General features: G+C 42.3%; 34 protein-coding genes, 1 tRNA gene and 1 pseudogene. 23 read left to right on the top strand and 13 right to left on the bottom strand.

The genetic code is table 11. The annotated features are described in order from the left end of the window. The first annotated feature begins 275 nt into the window (after positions 1–275). From MKZ07_RS14345 to MKZ07_RS14305, 11 genes and pseudogenes are all read left to right on the top strand, one after another. Positions 276–533 (top strand): hypothetical protein, encoded by a 258-nt coding sequence (locus MKZ07_RS14345; RefSeq protein ID WP_341026268.1) that lies wholly within the window; start codon positions 276–278, stop codon positions 531–533. Further along, positions 526–1,455, top strand: coding sequence for a hypothetical protein (locus MKZ07_RS14340; protein ID WP_341026267.1), 930 nt, complete (start codon positions 526–528; stop codon positions 1,453–1,455). The genes MKZ07_RS14345 and MKZ07_RS14340 overlap by 8 nt, the downstream gene beginning before the upstream one ends. A 10-nt stretch (positions 1,456–1,465) precedes the next feature. Next, positions 1,466–3,304, top strand: a complete 1,839-nt coding sequence (locus tag MKZ07_RS14335; protein ID WP_341026266.1) for a hypothetical protein — start codon at positions 1,466–1,468, stop codon at positions 3,302–3,304. Between the two features lie 97 nt (positions 3,305–3,401). Beyond that, positions 3,402–3,773 (top strand): DUF2085 domain-containing protein, encoded by a 372-nt coding sequence (locus MKZ07_RS33595; protein ID WP_445670284.1) that lies wholly within the window; start codon positions 3,402–3,404, stop codon positions 3,771–3,773. Positions 3,774–4,226: 453 nt separating this feature from the next. Continuing rightward, positions 4,227–4,571: a prepilin peptidase gene (locus MKZ07_RS33590; RefSeq protein ID WP_445670283.1), complete on the top strand. Its 345-nt coding sequence runs from the start codon at positions 4,227–4,229 to the stop codon at positions 4,569–4,571. A 332-nt stretch (positions 4,572–4,903) separates the two neighbouring features. Then, positions 4,904–5,230, top strand: coding sequence for a hypothetical protein (locus MKZ07_RS14330; RefSeq protein ID WP_341026265.1), 327 nt, complete (start codon positions 4,904–4,906; stop codon positions 5,228–5,230). A 62-nt stretch (positions 5,231–5,292) separates the two neighbouring features. Further along, a complete protein-coding gene (locus MKZ07_RS14325) occupies positions 5,293–8,784 on the top strand; it encodes a tetratricopeptide repeat protein (protein ID WP_341026264.1) in 3,492 nt (1,163 codons plus the stop codon). 330 nt (positions 8,785–9,114) lie between these two features. Further along, positions 9,115–9,304 (top strand): annotated as a pseudogene (locus tag MKZ07_RS14320) (transposase); the annotation flags it as partial. Between the two features lie 234 nt (positions 9,305–9,538). After that, positions 9,539–10,354, top strand: a complete 816-nt coding sequence (locus MKZ07_RS14315) for a hypothetical protein (protein ID WP_341026262.1) — start codon at positions 9,539–9,541, stop codon at positions 10,352–10,354. A 778-nt stretch (positions 10,355–11,132) separates the two neighbouring features. After that, on the top strand, positions 11,133–11,867 hold the full coding sequence (locus MKZ07_RS14310; protein ID WP_156949511.1) for a hypothetical protein: 735 nt from the start codon (positions 11,133–11,135) through the stop codon (positions 11,865–11,867). Positions 11,868–11,923: 56 nt separating this feature from the next. Then, positions 11,924–12,577 (top strand): ATP-binding cassette domain-containing protein, encoded by a 654-nt coding sequence (locus tag MKZ07_RS14305; protein WP_341026260.1) that lies wholly within the window; start codon positions 11,924–11,926, stop codon positions 12,575–12,577. Between the two features lie 428 nt (positions 12,578–13,005). Here the strand turns inward: MKZ07_RS14305 and MKZ07_RS14300 are convergent, their stop codons facing one another. Continuing rightward, entirely contained in the window at positions 13,006–13,209 is a 204-nt protein-coding gene (locus MKZ07_RS14300) for a DUF6199 family natural product biosynthesis protein (RefSeq protein WP_036699458.1), read from the bottom strand. A 97-nt stretch (positions 13,210–13,306) separates the two neighbouring features. Between MKZ07_RS14300 and MKZ07_RS14295 the strand changes: the two genes are divergently transcribed. Together MKZ07_RS14295 and MKZ07_RS14290 are read left to right on the top strand one after the other, a co-directional pair. Next, positions 13,307–13,603, top strand: coding sequence for a hypothetical protein (locus MKZ07_RS14295; RefSeq protein WP_036699459.1), 297 nt, complete (start codon positions 13,307–13,309; stop codon positions 13,601–13,603). A 135-nt stretch (positions 13,604–13,738) separates the two neighbouring features. Beyond that, positions 13,739–14,542: an undecaprenyl-diphosphate phosphatase gene (locus tag MKZ07_RS14290; protein WP_341026258.1), complete on the top strand. Its 804-nt coding sequence runs from the start codon at positions 13,739–13,741 to the stop codon at positions 14,540–14,542. 10 nt (positions 14,543–14,552) lie between these two features. On the opposite strand, the gene MKZ07_RS14285 is transcribed toward MKZ07_RS14290, so the two are convergent. The 3 genes from MKZ07_RS14285 to MKZ07_RS14275 all read right to left on the bottom strand — a co-directional run bounded on the left by MKZ07_RS14285 (position 14,553) and on the right by MKZ07_RS14275 (position 15,650). Next, positions 14,553–14,717, bottom strand: coding sequence for a hypothetical protein (locus tag MKZ07_RS14285; RefSeq protein WP_156949716.1), 165 nt, complete (start codon positions 14,715–14,717; stop codon positions 14,553–14,555). A 69-nt stretch (positions 14,718–14,786) separates the two neighbouring features. Continuing rightward, entirely contained in the window at positions 14,787–15,329 is a 543-nt protein-coding gene (locus MKZ07_RS14280) for an ImmA/IrrE family metallo-endopeptidase (protein WP_036699461.1), read from the bottom strand. 144 nt (positions 15,330–15,473) lie between these two features. Further along, positions 15,474–15,650: a YjfB family protein gene (locus tag MKZ07_RS14275; protein WP_076076056.1), complete on the bottom strand. Its 177-nt coding sequence runs from the start codon at positions 15,648–15,650 to the stop codon at positions 15,474–15,476. Between the two features lie 169 nt (positions 15,651–15,819). On the opposite strand from MKZ07_RS14275, the gene MKZ07_RS14270 reads away from it, so the two are divergent. Beyond that, positions 15,820–15,975, top strand: a complete 156-nt coding sequence (locus MKZ07_RS14270; protein WP_155991357.1) for a hypothetical protein — start codon at positions 15,820–15,822, stop codon at positions 15,973–15,975. Positions 15,976–16,022: 47 nt separating this feature from the next. Here the strand turns inward: MKZ07_RS14270 and MKZ07_RS14265 are convergent, their stop codons facing one another. After that, positions 16,023–16,214 carry a hypothetical protein gene (locus MKZ07_RS14265; protein WP_341026256.1) on the bottom strand — a complete coding sequence of 64 codons (192 nt, stop codon included), beginning with the start codon at positions 16,212–16,214 and terminating at the stop codon, positions 16,023–16,025. An 86-nt stretch (positions 16,215–16,300) separates the two neighbouring features. Further along, positions 16,301–16,741 (bottom strand): NucA/NucB deoxyribonuclease domain-containing protein, encoded by a 441-nt coding sequence (locus MKZ07_RS14260; RefSeq protein ID WP_341026254.1) that lies wholly within the window; start codon positions 16,739–16,741, stop codon positions 16,301–16,303. A 162-nt stretch (positions 16,742–16,903) separates the two neighbouring features. On the opposite strand from MKZ07_RS14260, the gene MKZ07_RS14255 reads away from it, so the two are divergent. Continuing rightward, entirely contained in the window at positions 16,904–18,379 is a 1,476-nt protein-coding gene (locus MKZ07_RS14255) for a glycosyl hydrolase (RefSeq protein ID WP_341026252.1), read from the top strand. An 18-nt stretch (positions 18,380–18,397) separates the two neighbouring features. Here MKZ07_RS14255 and MKZ07_RS14250 read toward each other — a convergent pair whose 3' ends face one another. After that, a complete protein-coding gene (locus MKZ07_RS14250) occupies positions 18,398–18,889 on the bottom strand; it encodes a PH domain-containing protein (protein WP_341026251.1) in 492 nt (163 codons plus the stop codon). A gap of 202 nt (positions 18,890–19,091) precedes the next feature. Between MKZ07_RS14250 and MKZ07_RS14245 the strand changes: the two genes are divergently transcribed. Further along, positions 19,092–19,694 carry a hypothetical protein gene (locus MKZ07_RS14245; protein ID WP_341026248.1) on the top strand — a complete coding sequence of 201 codons (603 nt, stop codon included), beginning with the start codon at positions 19,092–19,094 and terminating at the stop codon, positions 19,692–19,694. 405 nt (positions 19,695–20,099) lie between these two features. Then, the gene (locus tag MKZ07_RS14240; protein WP_341026247.1) at positions 20,100–20,435 is read left to right on the top strand and encodes a YolD-like family protein; all 336 of its coding nucleotides are present in this window, start codon (positions 20,100–20,102) and stop codon (positions 20,433–20,435) included. Between the two features lie 45 nt (positions 20,436–20,480). Here MKZ07_RS14240 and MKZ07_RS14235 read toward each other — a convergent pair whose 3' ends face one another. Further along, positions 20,481–20,642: a hypothetical protein gene (locus MKZ07_RS14235; protein ID WP_341026245.1), complete on the bottom strand. Its 162-nt coding sequence runs from the start codon at positions 20,640–20,642 to the stop codon at positions 20,481–20,483. A 179-nt stretch (positions 20,643–20,821) separates the two neighbouring features. Between MKZ07_RS14235 and MKZ07_RS14230 the strand changes: the two genes are divergently transcribed. From MKZ07_RS14230 to MKZ07_RS14220, 3 genes are all read left to right on the top strand, one after another. Next, on the top strand, positions 20,822–21,508 hold the full coding sequence (locus MKZ07_RS14230) for a M15 family metallopeptidase (RefSeq protein ID WP_341026244.1): 687 nt from the start codon (positions 20,822–20,824) through the stop codon (positions 21,506–21,508). A 75-nt stretch (positions 21,509–21,583) separates the two neighbouring features. Further along, entirely contained in the window at positions 21,584–22,045 is a 462-nt protein-coding gene (locus tag MKZ07_RS14225) for a WGxxGxxG family protein (RefSeq protein ID WP_341026243.1), read from the top strand. Positions 22,046–22,228: 183 nt separating this feature from the next. After that, positions 22,229–22,314: transfer RNA gene (locus tag MKZ07_RS14220), tRNA-Leu, on the top strand. 107 nt (positions 22,315–22,421) lie between these two features. Here the strand turns inward: MKZ07_RS14220 and MKZ07_RS14215 are convergent. Beyond that, complete coding sequence (locus tag MKZ07_RS14215; protein WP_341026241.1) at positions 22,422–22,712, bottom strand: DUF6809 family protein; 291 nt, start codon at positions 22,710–22,712, stop codon at positions 22,422–22,424. A gap of 143 nt (positions 22,713–22,855) precedes the next feature. On the opposite strand from MKZ07_RS14215, the gene MKZ07_RS14210 reads away from it, so the two are divergent. Further along, positions 22,856–23,068: a helix-turn-helix domain-containing protein gene (locus tag MKZ07_RS14210; protein WP_076154267.1), complete on the top strand. Its 213-nt coding sequence runs from the start codon at positions 22,856–22,858 to the stop codon at positions 23,066–23,068. A gap of 203 nt (positions 23,069–23,271) precedes the next feature. Here MKZ07_RS14210 and MKZ07_RS14205 read toward each other — a convergent pair whose 3' ends face one another. From MKZ07_RS14205 to MKZ07_RS14195, 3 genes are all read right to left on the bottom strand, one after another. Next, positions 23,272–23,463 carry a helix-turn-helix domain-containing protein gene (locus MKZ07_RS14205; RefSeq protein WP_341026240.1) on the bottom strand — a complete coding sequence of 64 codons (192 nt, stop codon included), beginning with the start codon at positions 23,461–23,463 and terminating at the stop codon, positions 23,272–23,274. Positions 23,464–23,629: 166 nt separating this feature from the next. Continuing rightward, complete coding sequence (locus tag MKZ07_RS14200) at positions 23,630–24,247, bottom strand: hypothetical protein (RefSeq protein ID WP_341026239.1); 618 nt, start codon at positions 24,245–24,247, stop codon at positions 23,630–23,632. 88 nt (positions 24,248–24,335) lie between these two features. Beyond that, positions 24,336–25,082 (bottom strand): hypothetical protein, encoded by a 747-nt coding sequence (locus MKZ07_RS14195; protein ID WP_341026238.1) that lies wholly within the window; start codon positions 25,080–25,082, stop codon positions 24,336–24,338. Positions 25,083–25,510: 428 nt separating this feature from the next. Here MKZ07_RS14195 and MKZ07_RS14190 point away from each other — a divergent pair, with 428 nt between their 5' ends. Both MKZ07_RS14190 and MKZ07_RS33585 read left to right on the top strand, forming a co-directional pair. Continuing rightward, positions 25,511–25,912: a helix-turn-helix domain-containing protein gene (locus tag MKZ07_RS14190; protein WP_341026237.1), complete on the top strand. Its 402-nt coding sequence runs from the start codon at positions 25,511–25,513 to the stop codon at positions 25,910–25,912. Continuing rightward, on the top strand, positions 25,913–26,188 hold the full coding sequence (locus tag MKZ07_RS33585; RefSeq protein ID WP_445670304.1) for a transposase: 276 nt from the start codon (positions 25,913–25,915) through the stop codon (positions 26,186–26,188). On the opposite strand, the gene MKZ07_RS33580 is transcribed toward MKZ07_RS33585, so the two are convergent. Further along, on the bottom strand, positions 26,107–26,553 hold the full coding sequence (locus MKZ07_RS33580; RefSeq protein ID WP_445670282.1) for an AraC family transcriptional regulator: 447 nt from the start codon (positions 26,551–26,553) through the stop codon (positions 26,107–26,109). The genes MKZ07_RS33585 and MKZ07_RS33580 overlap by 82 nt on opposite strands. Between the last annotated feature and the right edge of the window lie 78 nt (positions 26,554–26,631).

The following is a 26,631-nucleotide window of genomic DNA, read 5'->3' as shown; positions in this document are numbered from 1 at the left end:
TAGGAGTTGGTGTTGGTGTTGGCGCAATCGAAATCATTGATACGTCCGAAAAAGCTCCTACTTTAGCCACTCCTCCCATAGTACTGTTATACAATTAAGACTACTCAGGTAACTACTTTTACTAATAGTTACTTTTGCATAATGTGGGTAAATTGATCCAGTATCTTCTACTTCAATTGCATTTATAGCATTCAAGACAAAATTTTTAATGTAAAATTTACTATTATAGTAATTTAGAACTAATGTTTTTAACTCTCATAGGAGCGTGGGAATAGATGGCGATTGCTTTTCTAGTTACCCTCTTACTTATCGTCGTCGCGATCATGTTTATCCGAAAAAAGACCTCGGTGAAAATTGATCAGGTGTATATGTCGGAGGCGGGCAAGTTCCGGGTAGAAGGGAACGTGCAAAGTTTTATAATACAAAAAGATGATCGATTCGAATTCCTTGTCGAGGATGGAATCATTACGGCTTGCAAGGATCGGACGCGCCATAAGGAATTCGTGTACTACGGGGGAAAAGATAATGATTAATCAGTTAAAACGAACAGCGGATCGATTTCTGGATCGTGCGGCTTCCGCTGTCCAAGGATTTACAGGGGAGTCTGAACGCAGAGAGTTGGTTATGAGCTTTAAAGAAGTGTACGCATCGTATAGCGAGAAAATCAGCCGAATAGTCGAACGAATTAACGATGAGATTAACCAATTTAATGATCGGATTGAGAAACTGAACAAGTACCGAAATACAACTGTAAAGAAAAACATCGCTTTTTTAGGGGGTGGGCTTTCACAGTTGGGCAATATCAAGAACGTCGAACGTTTTGCACCTGAAGCGAGAATTGATCCTGTCCACATGCCTAGTAAGCATCTGGAAGCGGTCGAGAGCTATATCGAGACGATTGACTGGAGTAAAGATGATATTTTCTCAAAAACCTTCTTTAAGGGGATTATTGGTGTACATCGGGAGACAAAGAAAGTGAATGTAGAGGCAGTACAGCAAATCGAAGAGTTCAAGACGAACGGGAATCGGATGTTAGAGCTTGGAAATTTGAAAGTTCGTTTTGTACAAGAAGATATACATATTTTAGAAATGTACCAAGAAAGTGTAGGAATGATTGCAGACACGATTGAGACTAAAGTTCTACCGGAGCTCCAGCTCATCCATGCATTCCTACAATGTGAAGAAATCAAAAATCAAGTCCTTTCAAACCGGGAATTGTCGGTATCTGCTGAGATGGATGCTGGGGTGTTAGTTTCAGGACGCTATAAGAATCATTATCGATTTGTGAAGAACGCGTTTCTTTTCTTCGTCGTTTCCTCAAAAATTTACGACTCTCCTGTGTTAACAAAACTACTTACCAATGAGTCGCACGACGTAGAACGAGAAGCTGTCTCTGATTATGGCAGAATCATTACAGAGCAGACAATCCAGCTGGAAAAATATCGAATAGATTGAGGAGGAAAAAATGTCTCTGCGAAAAGTAATAGATGCAAGAACAACGCTGCTGGAACAGGAGCAGAAGCTGTACACCTCTGCTATCACACAGATTAATTCGGAGATGAAAGGGTTGTTGACCAACAATTTCGGTTCAAAGCTTATTAATAACTGCGGTCGTGATCTCGCCGGCGAACTCGTCCGTAACTTTTTTGATACATCAGATTATTATGTTACTGCCGATCAGCTGATGGAACGAATTTTAAAGTTTAAGTACGACAGCGAGTATGATCCACTGATGGAGACTAACGCGCTACGGAAGTCGATATTTAATTATAATGACCTTGAGAGCTCCACAACGATAGTAGCAATTATGAACGATTTAGAAAGTTCAAAGCAAAAGCTCTTCGAAAAAGAGAAGTTTGAGAACGAGAATGGTAAGCTGAAAGCTCACTATAAAGATCGAAACATGATTCATAAAGGTAAGCTGCAGTACCGTTCAGACCGCCATGCTAACGGGACTATGAAAGATGACTACACTGGTAAGACAGAGACCTCGAAAAAAAATTCACGTGGGGAACAAGTGAGTCAATTACATGTGGAGCATACGCAAGCTTTGAGTACTGCATATGTGTACAATCGCTATTTGAAAGAGGGTGCGGAGGAACGGATTAAAGAATTTTATAACTCCTCAGATAACTTTACAATGATGTTCAAAACCGCAAATCAATCCAAGGGCGATGTCAAGGTTGAAGTGAAAGTAAAAGTGAAGGACTCTGATGGTGTAAGATACGAGAAAATCGACATTACACATAAAGCAACTCCTCACCAAATAGCAGAAGCCATTGAGAATCGTTGGACGCACCTTCCTGATGAAGCGAAAAAGAAGATGAAGGAAGCTGGTTACCTTGATGATGAAGGCAAAGTCCCGAAACATGTAAAGGCGGAACTGGTAAAGAATTATCGTAGATCGCAAAACGCTGAAAGTAAAAAGATTTTGAAGGAAACTGACTATAAGAAAGTGTCGAAGGACGCTGCCAAGCATACCGCAGAATCACTCGGTAAAATGTTGGCTGGCCAGGTCATCTATTATACGGTACCACCACTAATTTACGAGCTTCGAATGATTTTACAGGATAAGAAGGTTAATCTGAAAGAGGCATTGCATAAGCTCGAAAAAGCGGGAGAGCGTGTTGTTAAGTACGTCTTCTCTAAACTTGGTACAATATTCAATAACTTGGTGAGCCAGGGATTGAAAAAATTTCTAAAATCGTTTTTCGATATACTCATCAACGTAGTAAAGTCGACCATTCAGAAAATGCTCAAGCTGCTGAAGAATCTTGTTCTGGCTGTTGTGGATGCGGCTAAAGTAATTGGAGACAAACGTGCGACCCCAAGCCAGAAGGCAGACTCCGTCTTTCAGCTGCTGTCTGTGAGCGTAACTTCATTCGTGCTTGAACTGTTGTTTGAGTATGTAGAGCGCCAGTTTGCGATTCCTGAGCCGCTTCTACTGCCGCTCCAAGTAATCACTACCGTCATCTGCACAAACCTTATTATGTTAGTCTTGGAGCATGCTGACCTGTTTAATTTTCGCCATGGCCTACTGCTAACGAATATCCAGCAGGTCATTCAGCGGGAAAATCAGTTGTACATACAGAGCATTGGTAATCTAAGCGCATCAGATAGGGAGGAAACGGAAAGGAAGTTACAAGAAGTTGCTGCCGAAATTGAGGAGGCGAAACTGCATCTACAGCGGATTAATCCACATACAGACTCAGTGCAAGAGGATCTTCAAAAAATTAATACAGCTTTTGATATGAATATCGACTTTGAAAAAGAATGGAAAACATACTTGGGAGTTGTATACTGATATGCTCTATATTATTGCAGTCATCATCGTCGTTCTTGTCATTACAGGCTGCTGCGCGAAATTGAACAGCCGTTAATTGCGAAAGGGATAAGTACTTATGGAATTTAGAAAATGGTTAATCGGTGTACGTCAGGACTTTGGTGTCACTCCGCTCTGCAATGGGAAGCCAGCGCGTGCCCCGCATATTGGTGATTTTTGCTTTCCATTGTGCTGGAGATGTACTAGTGTGGTCGGAAGTACGATTATCTGCGCCGCAATCCATCTCGCGGTGCAGATAGATTACTTCCAATGGGGAGGCAACGTAATAGGTATGGCTGCCATTCTTTTCATTTCACCTATGTTGTGGGACGGGTGGATACAATACGGGAGGCATCGGGAAAGTACTAACGTCAGACGATTGGTTACAGGCTCACTATGCGGTATCGGGGTCTGGTTTTGGGCGAACCTTTTGCTTTCAGTACTTGATTAAAATGTATGTCTTATTCAAACTCACTAATTATTTTTCACGGGATAACTTAGGGGGAAATCTGGAAATGATCATTGGGGAATGTAGTATTGTTACAGGGATCACCGGTTACGGTAATGTTAGACAGAGCAGGAAGTTTATCTCTGTGATAGCTACAGATGGCTTTTACCGGATGAAAATTTCCACCGATCCTGTAGGGATACATAGTTTAGTGAATTGTATCACTAAGTAAGTAGAAATCTTTGGCAGCATGTATGATGATGTGCAGAATGTCAGATGGACAAAATAAAAAGAAAACAGCTGACCCACCCCATCGTTCTCGATGGGGTTTTACTTGTGAATAACGAGAAAGCTCATATGAGGAGAAAAACATGATATCTAACTTATGTACACTGCTGAAGGTAATCGTGATCTGTGGCCTGCAACTGCTATTTCCGGACCTAGGAGTATAGATTGATGGCCACAGTAGATAAGTTGCTGATAATATCCCTAATCATACTTTGCTGCTGGTTCAGCTACACGGATATCACGGAGCGGCAGATCTCCAATAAGCTAACGTACCCAGGAATTATAGTTTTGCTTGTGTTTAGGATGATGTGTACCGCAATACTTGTGGGGATGATCCCAGGCGCAGTGTTGTTATTGGTCTTCATGATCAGCCCTCGATCCCTGGGGACTAGTAATGTGAAATTGGTTGGACTGCTGGGGTTGGGAGTTGGTCTTGAACAAGCGGTGGTAGCTCTATTGTTGATGTGTTTTTTGTTTTTCTGTATCCAGGAGGAAGAAAGTTGCTGTCAGTAAAGGCCCAGATTTCTGTGCCATTGGCACCATTTCTGACTGTTGGCTGCTAAGGACCGAAGTTACTTTATGACTACAGATTGTCGATTTACAGATTGTTACAATCGTGTTAATGTGAAGCTACATGGATCGGAAGCACCGGCATGTAGTCTGAAAGTATCGGCTCAATCGCCCTGTTGGTTTAGGCTGGAAGGGTGATTTTTGCTAATAATCTGTTTTGCTTGAAATACGAGAATTGTTTTCTCTTTTCAAATGATTCTAGTGCTGGGACTGAAAAATTATTGACTGTGAAAGCTTATCAATGAGCAAATAAATTAAAATTAGGAGGAATCCATATGCTGAAGATTTTTTTGTATCCATTGTATTTTATTGTAGCCGTGTTAATGATCGGTGCGCTTGGTGTGGCTTCAGATGTTATGCAATTGACAAATTTTAATATACTAGAATTTATTAGGGAAAATTCACCGAATTCACTTTATTATTTAGGCATAATCATCATAATTATATATATTATCTTAGTGGCAATTGGATTTTTTCGTAAGGTGGGCCGAAGTAATTCATCCCAAGCTGAAGGGAATACAAAAATATCTCAACGAATGAAAAATCGTGATATTAGTAACTCCACTATTAATCAGTCAGGCAGGGATACAAATAGTAAATAACAAATAATTTGAACAAGGTTATTTGTTTTATATTAATCCATTTTAAAGGGGTTATTAGGAAAATGAGATTATTTAATACAACCATCTTTTCAACCTGGTTCAAACCTAAACAATCAATAAAACAGCGTGTATCGGCCAGGGTGGTAAATAACTCAAATGTTTACCAAGTAGCCGGAGACATGAATATTAATCAGTTTCCAGAAGATATGCTGAAAAAATTGATGGAAATGGCCTCAAAGGACCTTAATATAGATGGTCCTCAAACAATTGAACCTAAAGATGATTTGAGTATAGATATAGATGAAGCAAACGAATTATATGTAAAATTAATGGAAAGTAAAATACGTGATATAAATTCTTTACTTGATAATGGTGAAATTGCAAACTCAGAAATGATCATTTCTGAATTAATGGGTATATCTGGTTTTGATAATATTGAAAGTAACTATAAAATTCATTTTTTTTATTTTATGGGGTTAATCAGTCTAGAGAAAGATAATACAAAGGAATCATTTTATTACTTAACTAAAATTCAGGAAATTGAGAGCAAGAATAAATCATATTATATTTTAAAAAGTAGGATAGCATTAAAGGATCAGAACTCAATGATGTTCATTGAAGCAATTAAAGGGTTGAGAGAAATAGGCCATGATAACAATGACATATTAATTAGAGAAATGAATTATGAATTGACTCAAGGGAATACTGAAATAATCATTAGTTCTTTCACAGATCTTGATGTGGTAAAGCCTGAATTTGAAAGTAATTCAGATGCTTTATATTATTTGGGCGCGGCTTATTTGAATGAACATAGGTTTATTGATGCCAGAAAAAACTTAATCAAGTCAGATTCATTGAAGAAGTCTAAGTATAAAAAGTTTCTTGTAATTTTAACTGAGATAATCCCGATACTTCGGCAACCTGGAATTATATATTTAATTTCAAAAGAAGACACGATCATAATAAAAAGGTGCTTAGATGAATTGTTAAAATTAAGTGATTATTTTTTAGAGAAAACAATCGTTATTAAAGCCGAATTCTGGGCTTATGTTTTGAATTTGAAGCTTTTGCTAAATCCTTCTGAAATAATTGCAGATACCGAAAAATTCCCTGAGGATCTTCGAAGTAATGAGAAGATTCAGCTTATGATAGCTGAGGCATTTTCATTAATTGGTGAAGAAAATCATGCTAATGAAATATATCAAGCTTTGTACCAGAAAGAAAAAAACCCCCAATTGTTAATAAAAATTCTCAAAAGATATTATGTTCAGAACGAGTTTTGTGAAATAATAAATATTTTAGAAGGTATTGAGGATTGGGAATATGATGAAGAGGGAAACATTGCTGGATTATATCTAGCATCCTTTTCAAGATTTAATGATTTTGAAAAGACATTGTTAAAGTTTGAAGAATTTCGCGAAAAGTTTCCAGAGGCAATAATGCTGTACACAGATTTCTCGGTAGTTGCTTTTGAGCAAAATGATCTTGGCTTGGCTAAAACATTAATGCAAAAAGCAATATCTCTAATTAGTGAGGAATATTATCCAGTGAGGTTTTACATAGCGGAAATCTGTGAATCAATCGGATTAATTGAAGAAGCGATTGAGGTCCTTCGTCCTTTAGAACCGCATAATGTTAAAGCGTCAGAAATAATGGTTAGATTACTATTGATTTGTGAAGAACCCACTAAGAACGAAATTGCTGAACAAATTACTAATAGATTAATTCAAACAGGGAATGCAAATCTAAATATTCTATACGCTAAAGCGGAAACTGTTATAAGACAAGATAACATAAGTGCCGCGTTAGAACCCTTAATAAATGCTTTTCAGTTAACTCCTAATATGTATTCAGCCTATAATATTGTTGCAGTAAAGTTGCAACTGCAGCAAAAAGAAGGTTTTGATGAATATATTACTTTTCTAAAAAATAGTAGTAATCCAAAAGCAATTATGCTGGCAGCTGTTGCTCTTGATTTTTTGAATAATAATGGAACTGCTGAAGAATTAGCATATACCGCATTAATATCATTAGGTTCAGAATTTGATGAGACCGTATACATGCAGTATATAATGTTTTATATGCAAAGAGGGAATCGGGCAAGAAGAGATGAAGTAGTTATTGATTTTGATAATGTTGAAAGAGACACAGTGATTACATTGGTTGATGATGCAGGTCTGCATAAATATATTTGTATTAACTCTGAAATCAATCTTGAGGAATTTGAGGGATTAGGTGCGTTTGGTTGCGAGCATTATAAACATGATTCTGCAACTGCAATTAAGCTTTTACGACGTGAATTAAATGAAACTGTTGAATTAGATGGAACTAATTACTTAATCCGAAATATTACTAATAAGAGGATATATGCATTTAGGTATTGTCTGGAGAAATATACAGAGCTCTGCCCCCAATCTAGCCTTATTAAGGCTATTAAAATAAATCCTATTAACCCAGCCTCTTCTTTGTTTCCATTTTTAAGTGACGGTAGAAGAAGCCATGAGTTTCTTTTGGAAAATTATAACTTCAAAAATTCTATTGGTTTACCAATCTCTGCTCTCTGTAACAAAGATTATCTTAGGTATCCTGAGGCCTTATTATCATTGTTTGATAAATCAGGACAGATTTTTTATGCCGGTGAAACCAATGGTGTTTATATTAATAATCAGAATATTGTTCTTTCTTTATCATCTTTAATTTTGCTAAAAACACTAAATTTATTGGATAAACTAGATCCCATTTCGGATAAAATTTATGTGACAGAAAGTTTATATATAGCAATGAAAGACATCTTTGGGGACGTTAGCGAAAACGAAGTGAATGTAAGCGGTAGGATGGGGTTAACAGATGAAGGATTATTCTTGTACATACCAACGTCTGATGAACAAAAACAAGCAAAAGTTAACTATTGGCGTGATATTTTATTGTTTTTGGAAAAAGTGAACAAAGTCCCTGTGATTGCTGAGAAAAAGAAAGATCTTAACACTTCTCCAATTATGAATGAATTTGAAATGGATACAATTGAAGCGGGTAAGCAATTAGAAGCAAAAATCATTTGTGATGATTTATTTGTACGAAAAATTACAAATAAAATAATTGGAGAGGGTAACACAATCAATTCAATAGTATTATTGCTATCTATCAGTGACGAGAGTGAAATGCTTGATACTATTCATTTATTATCAAAAGTAAATTATCTATACTGTTTTAACGCTTCTGTAATGTGTAATCTGATAGAGAGATTAGTTACAGGGGTTTATTTAGTTGGACCCGGAACAAGACATGAGAAATTAATGCAAATAATAAAAAACGTTTTAGCGTATCCCTTATTATTCGAAGAATATTTACCTATTTTAAACCAAGTTATTTATGGATTATATGATAAACGCTATGATCAAAATATTGATCTTATTATTCGAGAAATAATTAAGGAAATTAAAAACGCTGCTAGGCGTTACGCAATTCCTTCAGCATTTGTAGTGAATTATTTAAGGCTTTTGGCAGGTATTGATTTAAAAAAGGCCAGTTATATAACAAATATTTTTAATTTATAGATTATTCAAGCGTAATGAGCGAATAAATCCTGGATTGCTCCAGGATTTATTGGTCACATATTTGGTCACGAACTCTTTATAATCCAATTTATCCTATAGTCCCGAACCCCAATAAAATCAACGATTTAATAATAGAGTGTAAGGCGTTTAACCCTTTCCTCTATATCAGTTGGTTAGAGCGGTCGGCTCATAACCGATTGGTCACAGGTTCGAGTCCTGTAGGGCCCACTTCACTTAACCCCCTTGCCTAGCAAGGGGGTTTTACTATTTATGGCTCTATACTCCATGTTAACAAATTGACCCGAAACATGCTTTTGGGGAACGAAAAGCACGGATCTTTCACTGGAAACCAAAACGATTGCTAACGTACAATGCCAAACGCTGGCCCACTGAAATCTTTTTTCACCAGTCCAAAAACAACTTGGGTTTTGACACCCATCAAGTACGTTCCGCTCAAGCGATTATCCGCTTATGGACGCTTTTAGCCTGGACACATCTCTATTGCACGGTAGGTTTGGGTAACTTATCTGGATAAACAGGAAAGAAAGGCTGTAATGGTCTCAGCCTCAGACAGTCTTAATTACTTTCCAGCGACCATTCGGACTAGTGAGATAGTCTATTTTTAAAATAAAAACTATGATATGTTAATAAAGTTAATTATACCCTTCCGATGTAATGTTTCTTTGAGAATTTGAATGATTTGAATTATGGAGTGAGTTTAAATTTAGTTTAAATAATTTTAGGAAGCGAAAGGATGAGGAAAATTCTGGGAGAAGTAATTCGAGAAGTTAGAAGTAAATTAACATTAACGTTTCTTTTTTTCTGGATTGCAATAACTGCCGCTCTTATTTCCTTTGCTGTTTACAGAAGCCACAACTATCAGTTAAGGGATTCTCTAGAGTATTTCTCATTTATTTTGAATGGCGCATTGCCTATTACCTTTCCAATTTTAGCTGTTTTGGTATATGTAGCTTCATTTTCGGGAGAAGTGAACCATCGTTTTTTGGTCTATACTCGTATGCGTAGGCCAATAATAGAAACTATATATATAAAACTAACAGCTAATATTATCCTAACATGTCTTTTCTTTTTTAGTCTGATTTTCATATCCTTTCTATTTGCTTATTATATTGAACCTTATTTGGGAATTGCTGATTATGACCCAGAAGGGTTTGGATTGACAAAAGATAATATAACAGCAGATACCTACACACGGTATACATTCACGCAACTTCTTGAATATGGAACTTTTACATATAGCATTTTGTACTCGCTTTGGGTAGGAATCAATGCAGCCCTATATTCAGCAATAAGTTTTTTTCTAGTATTAATTATAAAGAATCGTTTTCTAGCGCTAAGTCTACCCTTTATCGGATATATTATTGTCATATTTACGCTTATTGCATTGGATTTAGAAATTTACCGGCTAAGCTATGTTATTTTTCCTTTCGACCGTATACAAAGTCCAATATGGACTGCTTTTGTTCCATTCCTGGTTCTTGTAGTTATTCTCTTTTGTTTAATGATATATGTAAGACGCAATACTTCTAAGGTTGACAGTTTCTCATGAGATATATTAAAAGTATTTTTGATGAGTTCTTATCGTGGAAATGGTCTGTTCTATTTATTTTCATATTCATATTTGGTTGGGGTCAGCGTCAACATCTCATTAATTCCTCCATATCTATAAGATCTAGATTAAATCAGTGGGACCTATTAATCGGTATTTCCGGTGATCCAATTTTGTTGCTCTACCTAATTCTCCCTTTCATGATCCTTTTATCTTGTCTAACTATTCGGGAAACATGGAATTTAACTTATCTGGTTCGCTTACAAAGTTGGTCGAAATGGGTTTTGTATACAGTTAAAACATTCAGTCCGGTAGTTGTAGTCACTACAATATTAGTGTTGATTACCTCATTTCTTCTAACACTGGGTTTACCGTATGAAACAAATTGGAGTTTATTTAGTTCAGCAGATATTTCTACTTTTAATCATATGAGTTCATTATCAAGACAATCTAATTTATCTCCTTACTTAGTCATTATTCTTCAACTTTGCTTGTTAACTTTTTTCTTGCTTTCTGTACATGCTTTCATTGCAACTATTTATATTTATTTTTCCAATCTACTGTATTTAGGGATTGTCAGTTTCGCTATTTTATTATACAACCTGGTGACTTTTAGGTATTTTCCAGAATTCCCAAAGCTGATAGCTTATAACTACATGACATTTCCATCAAGTTATGGGACATATCGTTCTGTTTATCCGGCATTTTTGATTATAATAGCAATTTTATTGATTAGCCTCTATGTAATACCTCTTCTAAAAAAATGGCGGTGATTAAAATGTGGATAAAAGATCGCTATCCTTATTTAGTGTATGCTTTGTTATGCTTATTCGGTATCATTAGCCCATTTCATAATCCGTGGGGAGAATCGGTGACGGTGTGGGATACGCTATATCTCCGTTTCTACGGCGTTTCACCAGAAGCTGGGTTTTCCTTATTGTCTTTTCTGTTCTATGTTGTTGTATTTATGGGTTTTGTGTATCTGTTTCAGGTGTACATTACGGAATATTTATCAGGCCGTTTCTATTATGTTGCGATCCGCTCCCGATCCCTATACCGCTTGTTCGCACGTCTAGGTATCCAAGTAGGAGTGGGGGCAGCTATGTTACTTGTTACATTACTTGTCCTGACAATAGTTGTCAGTCTAGCCTCCGGACAAACTCTTGAGCCAGAAGTTACTGTACAGTCTGATGTGAATTTTAATCAAGTACTGTATCAGTTCCTGATCAATGGCTGGTTACAAATAATGAGTGGGATCATGATTGTATTTGTCACTGCCTGGTTGTTCAAGGAGGCGTCCCACAGTCTTATAGCACAGGGTGTGCTGGTACTCGCAGCTTTGCCGATTATTAATGTCGGGAACTGGCTACCATCTGGGCTGAATAGTATGGGATATGTTAATGGACAGTGGGAGGATTTACTTCGGATTACAGGGGTGCTTGTCATATATTTGATCATCGAAGTCAGCGTAGTTTTCTATTTATTTAGGAAGAAAAATATAGCTTTTTATTAATACAGATGAGTAAACATCTTGAAATAGAAAATTTCCTAAGGACAGGGGACGATGAGATGAATCTGATAGAGGTTGCAAATGTTAATAAATCTTTTAAAGGTAACTTATTGCTGAATCAGGCCAATGCAATTTTTGAACAAGGAAAAATATACGGAATCACAGGTCCGAATGGCTCGGGTAAATCCGTTTTATTTAAGCTAATATGTGGATTTATCAAGCCCGATCAAGGGGAAGTACGCATTCATCCCAAATATCGCAGTAAGCGTACCGATTTCCCTAGTAACTTTGGAATCATTATTGATCGTCCAGGTTATTTAGAGGGGCATACAGGATTTGAGAATTTAAAGAAGTGGGCAAAGATTCAGCATAAGATTAGTGATCAGGAAATTCACAATACGATGCATCTTGTTGGATTAGATCCTGCTGCCCGCCAAAAGATGAGGAGCTATTCATTAGGAATGAAGCAAAAAATCGCATTGGCCCAAGCAATTATGGAGAATCAGGAAGTGCTGATTCTTGATGAACCTTTCAATGCGCTAGATATCGATAGTGTAAAAAAAATTCGCGAGCTACTGCTGAAATACAAGCAAGACGGGAAGACCATCATTCTGACAAGTCATAATCAGGAAGACATCAATCTGCTATGTGATCATGTTTATGAAATCCGTAATAAGAAATTAGAAATGGTGCTGCCTCGGTATGAGACATAGTTAACAAATATAATATAAAAGTTTTACCATAATTGAGTCTGTACAAATAATAAACCCTTCTGGCATTAAGCCCGGCGGGTTATTTTATAACGTTCGCAAATTCTAAATAGTTGTGTCCATGATCTTCTTAAGGGTTTTAATTTTTATTACTTGTTACTTCCATTCTTTTGTTCTTTAGCTCTCTCACTGAAATATAAGCTGATAATAGCAATTACCAATAAAGCCACACCTACTACATTAGAGAATACAGGCTCATTGTTTGAAAATGATCGTATTAACAACCGAATATTAATAGCAAGAGCCCCGAACCAACATATGTAAACAAACAATTTGGTATTATTTTTCATTATTTTACCTTTCAAATACATTATTTTATAATTATACAATATATACCAACTAAGGAGGGATGCTTATGGAAGAATACACATCTAACCAAACATAGAAGGCAAAAAGAACAAGAAAAAGATAATTAGAACGATCACGCTGGTGATTCTGCTCATAATGAGGTAGGCTTCACTGGGGCCGGAGTCGCCTTTGACCATCCAGCCGTAACGCATACGCCAGCCCATGGCCGGGAAGAAGATATTCAATACTGCAATCAATACGAAAATAACAGCGAAAATAACAACCATTTTTACCAGCTCCTTTATCCATTTACGAAAGCCCATTGCATGAAGTTGCATATTTCTGGATGCGGGAAGTATGATTTTGACAAGAAGGAGGTCATTTATGAAGACGATATTCAAAAAACTAAGTTTCTGGCTACCTGTGTTGTCTTCGCTGGTCTGTCTCTATAATCTGTCAGGAGAAGACGACAAGAACTTATTGCTGTTCTTAACCAGTCCCTTGCTCCTAATCTTTAACCCCGAATTAACAAACCTGAATTCTTCTATGGAGAATGAGCAAGCTTTCCAGTACATTCTGTATGGCATTCATTTTGTCTCCTGGTTAGCCTTTGGCCTGATCATAGAGTGGGGGTTATCATGGGTATCACGTAAATCACAGGAACGTCCCCCAAACCACTAATTAAAGAGAGTCCAGTCCCACATGACAATTATGTCACACCACCCCCTATATTGTTAGCTCATTCGATGGGGAATTCCGTTTCTGCCTCTTATACTGGAAATATATTGATTCACTTCCGAGAGGGGTTATTCACCAGTGACTGAAGCTATCAAAGCAATTATATTAGGGATTATTGAGGGGTTGACTGAATTCTTGCCGGTCTCGTCTACCGGGCACCTTATCCTTGCAGGGGATCTGCTGGACTTCGAGGGGGAGGGTGCGGTTACCTTCAAAATCGTAATCCAGTTAGGTGCGGTAATGGCTGTATTGCTGCTGTATTGGAAAAAGTATGTGAACATCGGGATGAATATGCTGAAGCTGGATTTCCCCAAGAGCAAGGGACTGAATGCCATCCACATGATCCTGGCTATGGTTCCGGCACTAGTGGTGTATCTGCTCTTCAAAGACACGATCAAGAGCCAGTTATTCGGCCCCAAGCCGGTTCTCATTGGTCTGATTGCCGGTGGACTATTGATGATCTTCGCTGCACGCAGCAGGAGATCCGTTACGTCAGAGACGGTAGACGGGCTTAATTATACCCAAGCCTTCGGCATCGGGCTGTTCCAGTGTCTGGCGCTGTGGCCCGGGTTCTCAAGATCCGGCTCGACGATCTCAGGGGGCCTGCTGCTGGGAACCAGCCAGAAAGCCGCTGCGGACTTCACCTTCCTGATTTCAGTACCAGTAATGTTCGGAGCCAGCCTCCTGGACCTCTATGACAGCCGGAATGCGCTGAATTCGGATGATCTTGTGCTCATGCTGATCGGGTTCGTGACGTCCTTCCTCGTAGCCATGATTGCAGTAGTCACCTTCATCAAGCTGATCAAGCGGCTTCGACTGGAATGGTTCGCGCTGTACCGGTTCGTGTTAGCAGGGCTGTTCTATGTAATTGTTATACTGTAGAATCCTGCACTCAGTCGTATTCCTTAGGCTCCTGAAGCAGGATGGAGAAGGTCTGGGTCACGTGGTCCACTTCAATCGTCTCGATACCCACAAAATCCGGAATTTCAGGATGAACAGCATCGACGCTGTATTCAGGATGAGTCAGCAATAATTGAATGACTTTTAGGGCTTCCACGTTGATCTTGATCCCCTTTACAGTAGAATCTCTTGTTCTGATCTATAGTCTGTATTATCCCCGCAGCGCTTAGCGAATATGTCTGTGGATGATATTTCTGTCTTCGTTACGTTCCATAACAGCCATTAATTGCCCCTGAAAAATACGTCTCTGGATCTGGTCGATCCGCTGCAGCGCGAGAGGGACGGGAACCTGGAACGCTACAGCCAGTTCGGTAACGGCATCCTCACGGAGTTCAGGCAGCGTATTCGCGGAGATCATGACATAAGGCATGGAGGCATACAGGATGAACCGATCGGATTCATCTCTCTGTGCCTGCGTGAACACTCCGGGCATAAGCGTAGACTTGCCGGCATGCCGCAGCAGATGACACAGCTCGTGAAGGAATTCCAGCCGCTGCAGCTCGGGAGGGAGACGGTTGTCGATGAACATGCTGTACATTCCGGCCGTAGCCTCAATTGCCTTGCTGCGGACATCCAGATAGTGTACCCAGATATTGAGCCGGTTCGCTATGTAATCGATGGAGATGTCGGACGGCTTGCGGACACCAATACGCTGGTATAGATCCTCTGTCCATTTCTCCAATGCGGTCATCTGATAATAGCCTTGCATAATCAATCACCCCATATATAAGATCGTATGTTCGTGTTATTGGCCAAAAGAAAAGCCCGAAAGGGCTAAGCAGCAGTTCAGCACGTAACTCATCACCGGCTGAAATATGGAACGGGTGTTCCTATGTATGTAAGCATAAAGGAATTACGCTCGAATATCAAGTGTTTTTCCCAAGGTGGGGTGCGTGGCCTGACTCAGCATCTGAACCATATCCTGGGCGCTGCTCTGCGCCTGCTCCTTGGCAAGACTCATCACCTGCAGCCCTGCGGCCTGCTGTAAGGATGACTGGCTCATCACTACGGATAATGCAGCAATATCCATCCGTCATTCCTCCCTCCATATGTTGTGAAGCCATTGCTTCATACTCTATATCGACCACTGGACGCCTGTCCGTTAGGTGAATGGTATTTCTTTGCCAATTGGCCCATGCAACGGAGCGGAATTCCACATATTCTGTGCTGTATTCAATATTCAAGAGGAGGAATTAATCATGGGAGCAGAGTATGGTTGCGGTTGTGGAAATAACGTAGGTGGAGTGAATCAGGGACCTCCAATCGTTCCGGTAGTAAGCCCTTGGACTTCGACAGGTGCAATTCTGGTTCTGTTCATTCTGCTGGTTATCATCACAAAAGCCTGTTTGTTCTAGAACAGCCTATAGCCAGTGTAGCCCTGTCCGGCCTGTGCCGGATAGGGCTATTTCTTTTTTTTCTTCTTATGAGCACGGACCGTTGGCCCGATCTGGCGTGTGATTCTGCCTGTGGCTGCATCAGTTTCAATGATATAGAGCTCCTTGATTGTTCCTGCAAGCGCGAACCATTCCTGTAAGGCTTCAGCTTCGGACATAGGGCCGTACAGCCGTTTGCCCCGATAACAGATATAGAACACATCGGGCTCTCCATCTATGTTATATTATCCCATTTCATTCTACGCTTTATCGCAGTGAAATTGAATAACATCCCCCACATGCCGGCTTACTTGAAAATAAACTCCACACGCGTACCGTCTGCGAACGCCTCCAGCTGATTGCCGACCCAGCTTCCCGCTCCGCGGTTATCACTGGGGGTTATGTACTCAATATGGGCCCCGGCTCCGCCTTCCGCACACATGGCCATCGGCCATTCGTCCCGGTCATAGCCTTTCTTGGTGGGAACTCCCTTCAGCGACGCCTTGCGGTTCTCCTCAGCATCCTTGCGGTTGATGGTACAGATGGCTGACTCTCCCTTGCGGATGGCCTTTTGGATGTGCCTCGCGGTCTCCGGGTAGCGGTCTGCCGGGAACTTCAGCTTCACGATCTCCGAAGAATGACCGGAAGGGGTCTGCGGCAGCCATTGCCCGTTCTCCTCCAGCAGGTAGGCGGACAGACTGAGCAGGGCGATAATCATGAGACTGATGATGGATTTTTTGGCTTTCATATCTGCTCCTTTGGATGTGGGTATGGGTATAATGCCTGTGCCCTGAATAGTATAGCGTAAGAATAACGGATTGGGACAGCCCGAATTCTGTGCAGCAGCCGTGCTGAAGTTCCATAATTCGTCATAATATGTACAAACACAATGAAAAGGATGGTGGAAAATGTGGAACAGCGCAACCTCAGGGACCTGCTGGATTCGGCCTCGCGGCTGATTGGTGATGTGCAGTGGCAAGCGGCTTTTCGTAAAATACAGATGTCTCCCGCTGACGCGGAGCTGGGGGCGCCCGCACGGAAGCTGCTGGAGACGCTGTACTGGCTGCAGGGCCAGGGAATGATCAGCGGCCAGCATGATTACCTGGAGAGCCCGGATGATATCAACAACAAGCTGAAGAATACGGCAGGCAGTTATGCCGGACTGCACGGCTATGAGATGGGGCCGATCAGCAACCAGACGGAGAAGCTCATCAGCAGTCAGCGGCAGGGCGTAACGGACAGTGCGATCCGCTGGCACAAGGCCGGGGGCATCGTAGCGATGACCTATCATGCCAACCTGCCGGGTACGGCACCAGCCTGGACGAATGTCTCCATGAGCCTCAGCGAAGCTAATTTCAGCAAGTACATCACACCGGGAACAACCGAGTATACGGCGATGATTGCCGAGCTGGATAAGGTCGCTGTTTTCCTGAAAAAACTGAATGACGCCGGTGTCCCCGTCCTCTGGAGACCTTACCACGAGATGAACGGCGGCTGGTTCTGGTGGGGGCAGAAATCCTCCTTCGTGACCCTCTGGGAGATCATGTTCGAGCGGTATACCGTCTATCATCAGCTGCACAATCTGCTGTGGGTGTGGAGTCCGAATGCCAAGAACAAGAATAGTGAGGAGCCGGCCAAGTATTATCCGGGCAGCGGCAGAGTGGATGTGCTGGCGGCGGATATTTTCGAGGGTGATTACAAGGGGGAACATCATGATACGCTCTGGGACCTGGGACGCGGCAAGCTGATCGCCATCGGCGAGAACGGGGAGCTTCCTCCGCCAGCTGTGCTGGCAGGCCCGCAGAACAAATGGAGCTACCAGATGACCTGGGGCAAGATGCTGTACGAGCGCAATAAGGATGCAGTGATTCAGGCTTTTATGAGGAATAGTGCCATATTCTCCAGAGACGACTATTCGGCCAAAGCGGCGGCGTATGCTTCTTCAGGAGGGGTACTCCCCAAACCGGGCCTCTATGGGCAGTATTACAACAATATTACGCTTACCGGCACGCCTGCCCTCACCCGGACAGATGCCAATATTAACTTCGCCTGGAGGCAGGCCGCGCCTGATCCGGCTGTTCACGCAGATCTGTTCTCGGTACGCTGGAGTGGCCGAATAAGCGCTGCCTACAGTGAGACCTACACGATCTATTCGTATTCAGATGACGGAATCCGGATATGGATCGACGGGAAGCTGGTTATTGACAGCTGGATCAAGCAGAGCGGGCAGGAGCGGCAAGGCACAGTGAGTCTGATTGCGGGGAAGCTGCATGAGCTGAAGGTGGAGTACTATGAGAACCAGGGGGATGCGCGGGCGGTACTGATGTGGGAGAGCCCCAGCCAGGCCAAAGGCGTAATTCCGGCAGGAGCTCTCTATCTTCCCTGAAAAAAGTGTAACGAAGCCTCAGATATGCTCGCGGTAGCTGATATTGTTGGCGACTTTCTCGTCACGCACGGCTTGGCGCAGGATATCCTTGACAGATTGAACCTTACGGATCCTATAGAAGGGGAGCTGTGGTGATGAAGCATCATCCGACAAAATGATCAGCGTCCCGATGCCCAGCATACGCTGCATAACCGACTGGGTGACGGAGAAATCATTGACCCGCAGCAGCTCGATTTCTTCGACATCCTTGCCGATCAGCCCGCTCTTCACCATAATCCGCTGGGACGTAATCGTATACTTGGTGGTATTCAGCCCGATCAGCCCCTTGAGACGGTCAGAGATGCCGGCAGGCTTGCCCTGCCATAATTCTTGTTCAGGACCGGAGCTGTGGCCAGCCGCCGGACGACGTGCTGCTGCCGGAGAACCGGCCTCATCTGTACCTGCCCCGCATTCCCCGCAGAATTTGGCGCCTTGCTTGTATTCCGCACCACATGCTGTGCAATAAGCCATGATAGATCTTCCTCTCCTTGAACGGATAAATTCATTATAGTATAACAGGAATTGCCAGTCATCAACTGGGTTATTGGCCACCTTTTCTCCCTATGAATACGCTTAACCGCTGACATATGTTTCATTACGCCGAATTTTACATTAATTTCATTTGCACTTAACAAAAATCGATATTATTCTGTTAAGTGGAGGGATATTAACTATGAGACAAGCTTTACTTGCAGGACTGCTAATGGCCGTCATGATCCTCAGTGCCTGCGGCAATAACAGTGCTGAACCGGCTTCCCCGGAAGAGGTACAGGAGACGGTACAGAACTTTTACAATGAAATGTCGAAATTCGACGAAATGGGCAAATCCTCGCTAGAGAACTTCAACACCACGCTCACCTCTTATTCCACCGGACAAGCGACGGACAAAGAATTCCAGAAGGCTGTGGACAGCTTCCAGGATACCGCCTCCGAGCTTGCAGATCATGTGAACGATATCAAGATTGCGGGCGGCCTGCCGGATACGATCCAGAAGCTGCTCAGAGATTCGGTGATCGCTTTCCAGAGTGCTTACCAGATCAAGGAGAAGGCCTCCAAGAGCGCAGTATCGCCAGATGTAACCGCCGAGGAATTCGAAGAGATGAATCAGCAGGCGGACGTAGCGATGCTCTATGGCATCTCCAAGCTGAATGAAGCCAGAGAAGCCGCCGGACTGATTGATCCGGAGCAAGCCGTACCAGGAACCGTGTCAGATGCAGGCACAGATGCCAAGCAGGAACCGGGTACTGGAAGCGCAGGGACTACGTCAGTGAAATAAGCAGAGACAAGACTTGTTATATGCAAAAGGGTTCAGATGAAGACGCTGTACAGCATAACTGTGGGCGTCTTTTTGCTGCCGATTGAATTATTTGTCCAACACTATCCTCCACATTTGCAGTTCTAATCATAAATATCATCTCCGCTCCTTTCTACTCCTTTACCCTAATGATGGCATCAGATTAGCTGAAATACTAGAACCACGGGGTGGCCGTTCTAATGCAGGTGTGGTGCAAGTTCAACCCTTTATTATGATCAGCTGAACCCCTTCTCTGTGTCCTTAGACTGACATTAATTTCTGCTTGCCTAACAAGATGGATCACGGATATAATACAAACATACGTTCGGTTCATAGGCGGCAAGATGATGTAGTCCGGGTTATAAACAACAGAGTGGGGGAATAGCAATGGGCAAGAAGCTTGAAGCGGGCGGTCTGCGTGAGAGCAGCCGAATCATGTTGACGGAGCATAAGGGCGGGATCAAGAGGGACGAACGGGAGACCTGGCATAGCCTGAAGCCGGTGCTGGACGAGCAGAAGCTGGAGGAGATTGAGCATACGCTGGCCTTATCGCTGCGGAGTCATGTGCGGGTAACGCTAGTGCTGTATGATCCTCTGGAGCAGAGGAAGCTGAGCGGGTTCGTGACCTCCATTCACACCCACTCGAGGGAATTCAAGCTGCAGTGGGCGGAGGAATGGAAGTGGCTGCTTGTAGATGACATTGTAGAGGCCTATATTGTCTAAAAGGTAACCGCTCTGCCTGGGATCAGCCCGGGCGCGCGTTACATTTTACTTGCTGCGGTGTCCGTCCGTCTTCTCATAGGCAATCAGCGTGACCTGCGGGTTCCCCGTCATCCGGGCAATCTCCGATTCCGCCTGGCGGATTACCTCCACCACATCCTCCTGATCGCTAAGCGGGGCTATTCTGTAGCTGTCACTGTGGATGTCCATGTTCATCCCCCTTTCCGTTAGAATGACCTGACTTAAGGTCTGCATTCTTATTCTGACCTGTAGGTGCACAGTTCATCCGGGGAGATCAGGCGCTGCACAGCTTCTTTTTGCGAGAAAAACGGTCATTGGTGCAAGCAACCCGGACAAAGCGGGCATTTACTATACCAGGGGGTGAGTAGATGCTTACTTTGGAGCAGGTGAAGCAGAAGTCTGCCGCAAGGCTGGCGAAGCTGCATCCGGCCGTATTGGCCGGGGCGAACGAGCTGATTAGACGGAGTTATAACCGGGGGGTGCAGATCCTCATTACGCAGGGCATGCGCACGATAGCGCAGCAGAATGAGCTATATGCTCAAGGGAGAACCAAGAAGGGCGACATTGTGACCAATGCCCGGGGAGGCGACAGCTACCATAATTACGGACTGGCAATAGACTTCGCGCTGCTGCTGCCGGATGGCAGGAATGTGTCCTGGGATATGAACCGTGACGGGGATGGTGATCAGGTGGCAGACTGGCAAGAGGTGGCGCAGGAGGGGAAGAAGCTGGGGTTCGAATGGGGAGGGGACTGGACCTCCTTCAAGGATTATGCTCATCTGCAGATGAGCTTCGGCCTTAGCATCCAGGATCTGAAGGCAGGCAGACGGCCGACCGCCCTGCAGAGTGCAGCCGCCCTAAGCCGCATAACCGGAGGTGAGCCAGAGGTGAACAAGGATATCCCGGTTAATATTACACTCAATGGTAAGAAGCTGACGACCGGCGTTCTGGACGATGCTGTAACCTATGCGCCTGTACGTGCGATTGCAGAAGCGCTTGGAGCCAAGGTCACGTATAATGCGTCCAGCAAGACCGTGAACATTGTGAAGGAATAACTTCTCTGCATAGATGCTGTCCCGGATGGGGAAATTATCAGCGATTAACCACATCCATGAAGGGGGCACAACATTTTGAACAAGCTGATCACAAGTCTTGCCTGCGGTACGGTCCTGTCCATGAGTCTGCTCGGAGCAGGTGACATCTCCGCAGCCTCAGCACCCGGCGGTATGATGACTACTACTCCGGGTGTTATGAGCACAGCCGCTCCGGGCATGAACAACACCACTGACGGACGTATGGGGAACATGGGCAATATGGATGACCGCATGATGGACCGCGGCAACACCATGATGAATCAGACCCGCGACACTCTGCGCCGGGATGATACCATCATGGGGGACAAAATCCGTACGGGCGACAACAGCCCCGTCTCCCCGTTGAACAACAATAACACAACGGGCCGCTACCGGGCACAGAACACGACCACCACAGCCAACAACGACAACCGCTCCAACTGGGGCTGGCTCGGTCTCGTCGGCCTCCTGGGCCTGGCAGGCATGCGCAGCAGAACCGGTGAGCGTGACCGCCACTAATCTGGGCAGGACACCGCAGTTCTGCGAGTAAGGAACAGCAGCGTCATGCAGTAAAGCCCGTGTCAGTCTCGGCTGAGCGGGCTCTTTGCTGCATATGCAGAAGAAATATTGGAAAAATGAATTGCGTATCCCCCGGATACGTGATATTATATTTCTTGTCGCGTTAGTTCGCGCGCATAACATGCCGGGGTGGCGGAACAGGCAGACGCACAGGACTTAAAATCCTGCGGTACGTGAGTACCGTACGGGTTCGACCCCCGTCCTCGGCATCCATAGTAGTAGTGAAGGACGCATTCAGTGAATGCGTCTTTTCTATACATACGGGTTAGAAACGGCTTGCAGGATAGAAACAGGAAAATGTGCGGTTAAGATAGAATTATGCAGTAGAGGAACTCCGCAGCTCATTGGAGAGATAGAGCGCATCCCTGAATCCTTGCAGGTAAATGGCGCGTTCAGTAATGGCTTGAAGGGAGAACTGCGTGTCTTCATATTGGAAGGCCGCATCCTGCTGCTCCTCCGGTAGGGCGTTTCTAAGCTGGTGGAAGAACTGAACACTCTCTTGCAGGAGCATTTTATAAGTAGCATCTGTATCCAGCAGATCCTGGTACATCGCTTCCAGCCGGATACGGATTAAGGGTTCGGTTAGAGCTTCTAAAGATTTATACAAACTAGACACCTCCCTGTCTTAACCTTATAAGGTTATTATATAACTCTATAGGTGTAGTTGTAAAGTTAAATTTTAACTCTATAAGGATAATGGAAGTGGAGCAAAACTATACATATATAATAAGTAGAGGGGAGCTACGCCTCATGTTGAGAAGCAACTTAAGAATCCTGATGGCCAAACACCGGATCGACGACATCACCGAGCTGATGGAGAAATCAGGCCTGAGCCGGAATTCGATTAACAAGCTGTATCGGGAGACGGACTTGGAGACCGTTAAGCTGGAGACGCTGGTCAGGTTATGCGATACGTTTCAGTGTAAGCTGTCGGAGTTGGTTGAGTATGTGCCGGGGGAGTAGGGATTTTAGGAGTGGGGGAGTGCCTTTGGGGGTACTCTTTTTTATTTGGAGATTGTGTATTTTTCTTGTTTTCAATAATCATATTTGTGTTGTCCATCAATACCTCCAGTAGACACTGCTTAATGGTTTCAGGGGTTATAGTTAAAGCTGAAGGATGGCAACCGCTTCTCACACCTCCCTTCGGATCATACAAAGTTAATAGATCAACTAAGGTAATCTCCAGAGCAATCGATATTTGTTCTAGTACTTTGTATCGTAGGGTTCTTTTCTCCACGTTCGAACTGCCCGATGTAAGATGTGTTTACCCCTGCACTTAGTGCAAGCTGCTCCTGACTGAAACCATTTTTCAACCGTAAAATCCTGATATTTTCCCCAATAAATTCGATGTTGTTCATTTCCCTTCACCCCTAATCAAACGATAGAATTTTTTTGTAGGAGGCTCAACAGGATATAGTACGGATTTCAATGCTTATAGTAGAGAATTGATACGGAGTGTGGTTAAACCGTGGATTTCTTTTGGTAATTGTGATTAAAAGAATAGTCACATACGGTAACCTAAATTTATTTAGCTATTTGGTTATTTATATAATCCAGTATTTCTTTAGAAGGCTCAGCTTGCATTTTGATATAGTCGCTTATCAGTGTATTACTTGAATCAGTATAGGAAATCTTAACATAAAGCTCCGTGAAAACTTCAGTCACGGTCGTGTCTAATAATGTCTTATCTAGAACAAACGCACGATATAAACTAATTCCGTTAGTATCGCTATTGGGTGAGTAATCAATTTGTTCCTCATTTAACGCATTGCTAACAAAAACATCGCTAGTATCTAGTCTAGTGAGCATATCGGGGTTTAAAGAAAAACTCATCATTAGATTTGTCATTTGAACCTTTGGTTTCTTGACAAAAATTTCATAAACTATTCTGTCAGCATCTTTATCAGCAGCAAGGTTTATTGTAGCTGTCAGTTCATATTCCGTTGGAAGTGCAGATGTAAATGAATTTTTTTGTTCAATATTTTTCATAACATCATCTAATTCAATGGTATAGTTTTTCGTATATCCTTTACCGTCTATTGAGGCAGGAGGATTTAATTCGGTTACATTAGTTTTATTATCACAACCTGATGATAAACTCACAATTAATAAGGAAAGAATTAATAATGTTAACTTTTTCAAAGTGACTACCTCCAATGTTGTTATACAACCACCCTATCCAATATCAAATAAATAGGGTGGTTTATTTTGTTAACTAATGTTATAAATATTAATTATTTATCCATTCCTCAGTTGTGTGCTCCTTACCTTGGAGGTAATTATTATATGCTTGAGTTTGAATATATGTATCATTGTAATAATGTGCAGCCGATTGTACTTTTATTGCTGAATAGCCTTTTGCAGGTACGAAATCCTTAACTCCTTGACGGCTATTTTTGTTTTTATCCCAATAAATCGCGTAATAATGTTTATAGACATTTCGATTGGTGCTTTCAAAGAGAGTATGCCATGCATTTGAATACCATACTTGACCTTGTTTTGTTGGATAAGTGTACGATACTAATGTTTGTGCTGTTGCAACTTGGGTTGTATCAATAGAAGACATTACTAAATCTGCTACACAAGTCACAACTGAATAAAACGTGTCGATAATACTTGTAAATACAATTAAAGTTAGTCCCTTCACTATATTGAATATCCCTGATTTTCTATCCTGTTGTGCGGGCTGTGCATAAGAACCATAGGTGGTAAGCACTACTTTGGTAGCTCCTTCACCTGGATCAACTCCTTGAGGAGTATACTGCAAATCTGATTTTGAAACGGTAATTGGCAAACTGTTAATGTCGATTATATCATCTTGTACTACGTATTCATTCTGTTTCGATAGATTGAAATCCTCAATACTCAACTGATCGGGTATATCAGAAGGAGACGCAAATACCGACATAGGTCCGCTAGCGGTTAATAAACAAAGTGTACTAAATGCAATAATAGTCTTCTTTAGCTTTAAGTTCATTGTTTTACTTCCTCTCTAATTTTAGATGGTGTAATTTTCTATATCTCTTTTTATTGGATTTATTGATTCATTAATGGTTTTAATGCCAATTAATAGTTTAAAAATACTACGCAATATGTAAAAATAATGTGATATACATCTTTATATTCAAAAAAATAGTAAATTATAGTATTTTGTTATTGAGGATGTGATTAATTACTCTATTTAAAGGTAATTTTGTAATAATTTAGGTATTTTTGGAATATGATTTTACTGGTCCGCTAGTATTTTCGTCTGTAATATTAGTGGATAATTCCCAAAGTTACTGAGATTTAATGCAGTTAGGTGTTTCTGCTGAACTATAACGCCGCGAAGCTAGTGCCCCATCAGAGATCATAGTTGGGAAAACGGGTAATGATATGTAAATCCAACTTCTCGAGGTGAGCGGTATGACTATTTTTGTTCGTGACTTGACTCCGGAAGAAGGCAACCGACTCAAGCGAATTGCACGAAAAGGAGCCGACCCTGTTCAGGTTCGTCGAGCTCTGCTTATTCTGGCTTCTGCCCAAAAAATGAAAGTACCGGAAATTAGTCGGCTTTATCATATCTCTGGCGAACATATTAGACACACGATTCATCGGTTTAATCGGGAAGGGATGGTTTCAACAACGCAGACCCGTCCGCTGCGGGCGACCTACAACCGCCCGCATGGAGTCAAGCATCTGCTTGCGGCATTGGATTTGAAAACAGATCAGTTGTATGGTCATGCTTCAAAAACGAAGAAACATCAGGATATTCTTCGTTTCTTCCATGTGCTTCGGCGCCGGTTTCATCGGTCGGAACGCTTGTAGATCATACTGGACAATTTTTCTCCGCATTTACACCACAAAGTGAAAGAATGGGCCGCAGCGAACAATGTAGAATTAGTCTATACTCCAACATATGCATCGTGGCCTAACCAAATCGAATGTCACTTTGGGCCCCTACGAAAATTCGTCCTCGAAGGTAGTGATTTTGCCAAACACCAAGATTTAGGGTTGGCCATTCAAGCGTATCTTCGCTGGCGAAACAAGAATAAACGTAAGGCCATTATTCTACGCGAGCAAAATAAGATCAAGGTTGTCTGATGGGGCACTAGTTCTAAAATATGTCCGGGCGTAAATTCAATCCTACAGGTTAAGTTGGGCACTTCGGGGGTTGCTTCCAGCACTTCGGCAATGATTGGTAAATCCATAGAAGCTACAAGGTAGTGTGGCGGACCATACCGGTAGCGCTCCTTACCAATGACTATGTCCTTGAGACCTTGAACGACTATGCATAGTGAAGGGTTGTTAAGTTTGTAGGGAGGTTCAGTCTCGGTTGAATGGTATGGAACGGAACAGCGGGAGAAGCTGAGGGACGAAATTAATGTAGACTGAGGACCATCTATATGAGTATGCCGGTCCACGAGCGCAGCAAGCTCTTTTTGCAAAAAATCATTAAGGTCAAACATACGGTTCCTCCTGTAAAGGCTTTATCTTTAGATCTATGTAATGTTCATCATGTTTTAACCATCCCTTGTTATTCGCGT

Origin of the sequence: Paenibacillus sp. FSL P4-0338, assembly GCF_038002365.1 — a bacterium.
In the GTDB taxonomy this organism is placed as follows: Bacteria; Bacillota; Bacilli; order Paenibacillales; family Paenibacillaceae; genus Paenibacillus_AQ.
Note: the sequence above shows the minus strand (reverse complement) of the source record. Positions and strands in the feature narration are given on the sequence as shown.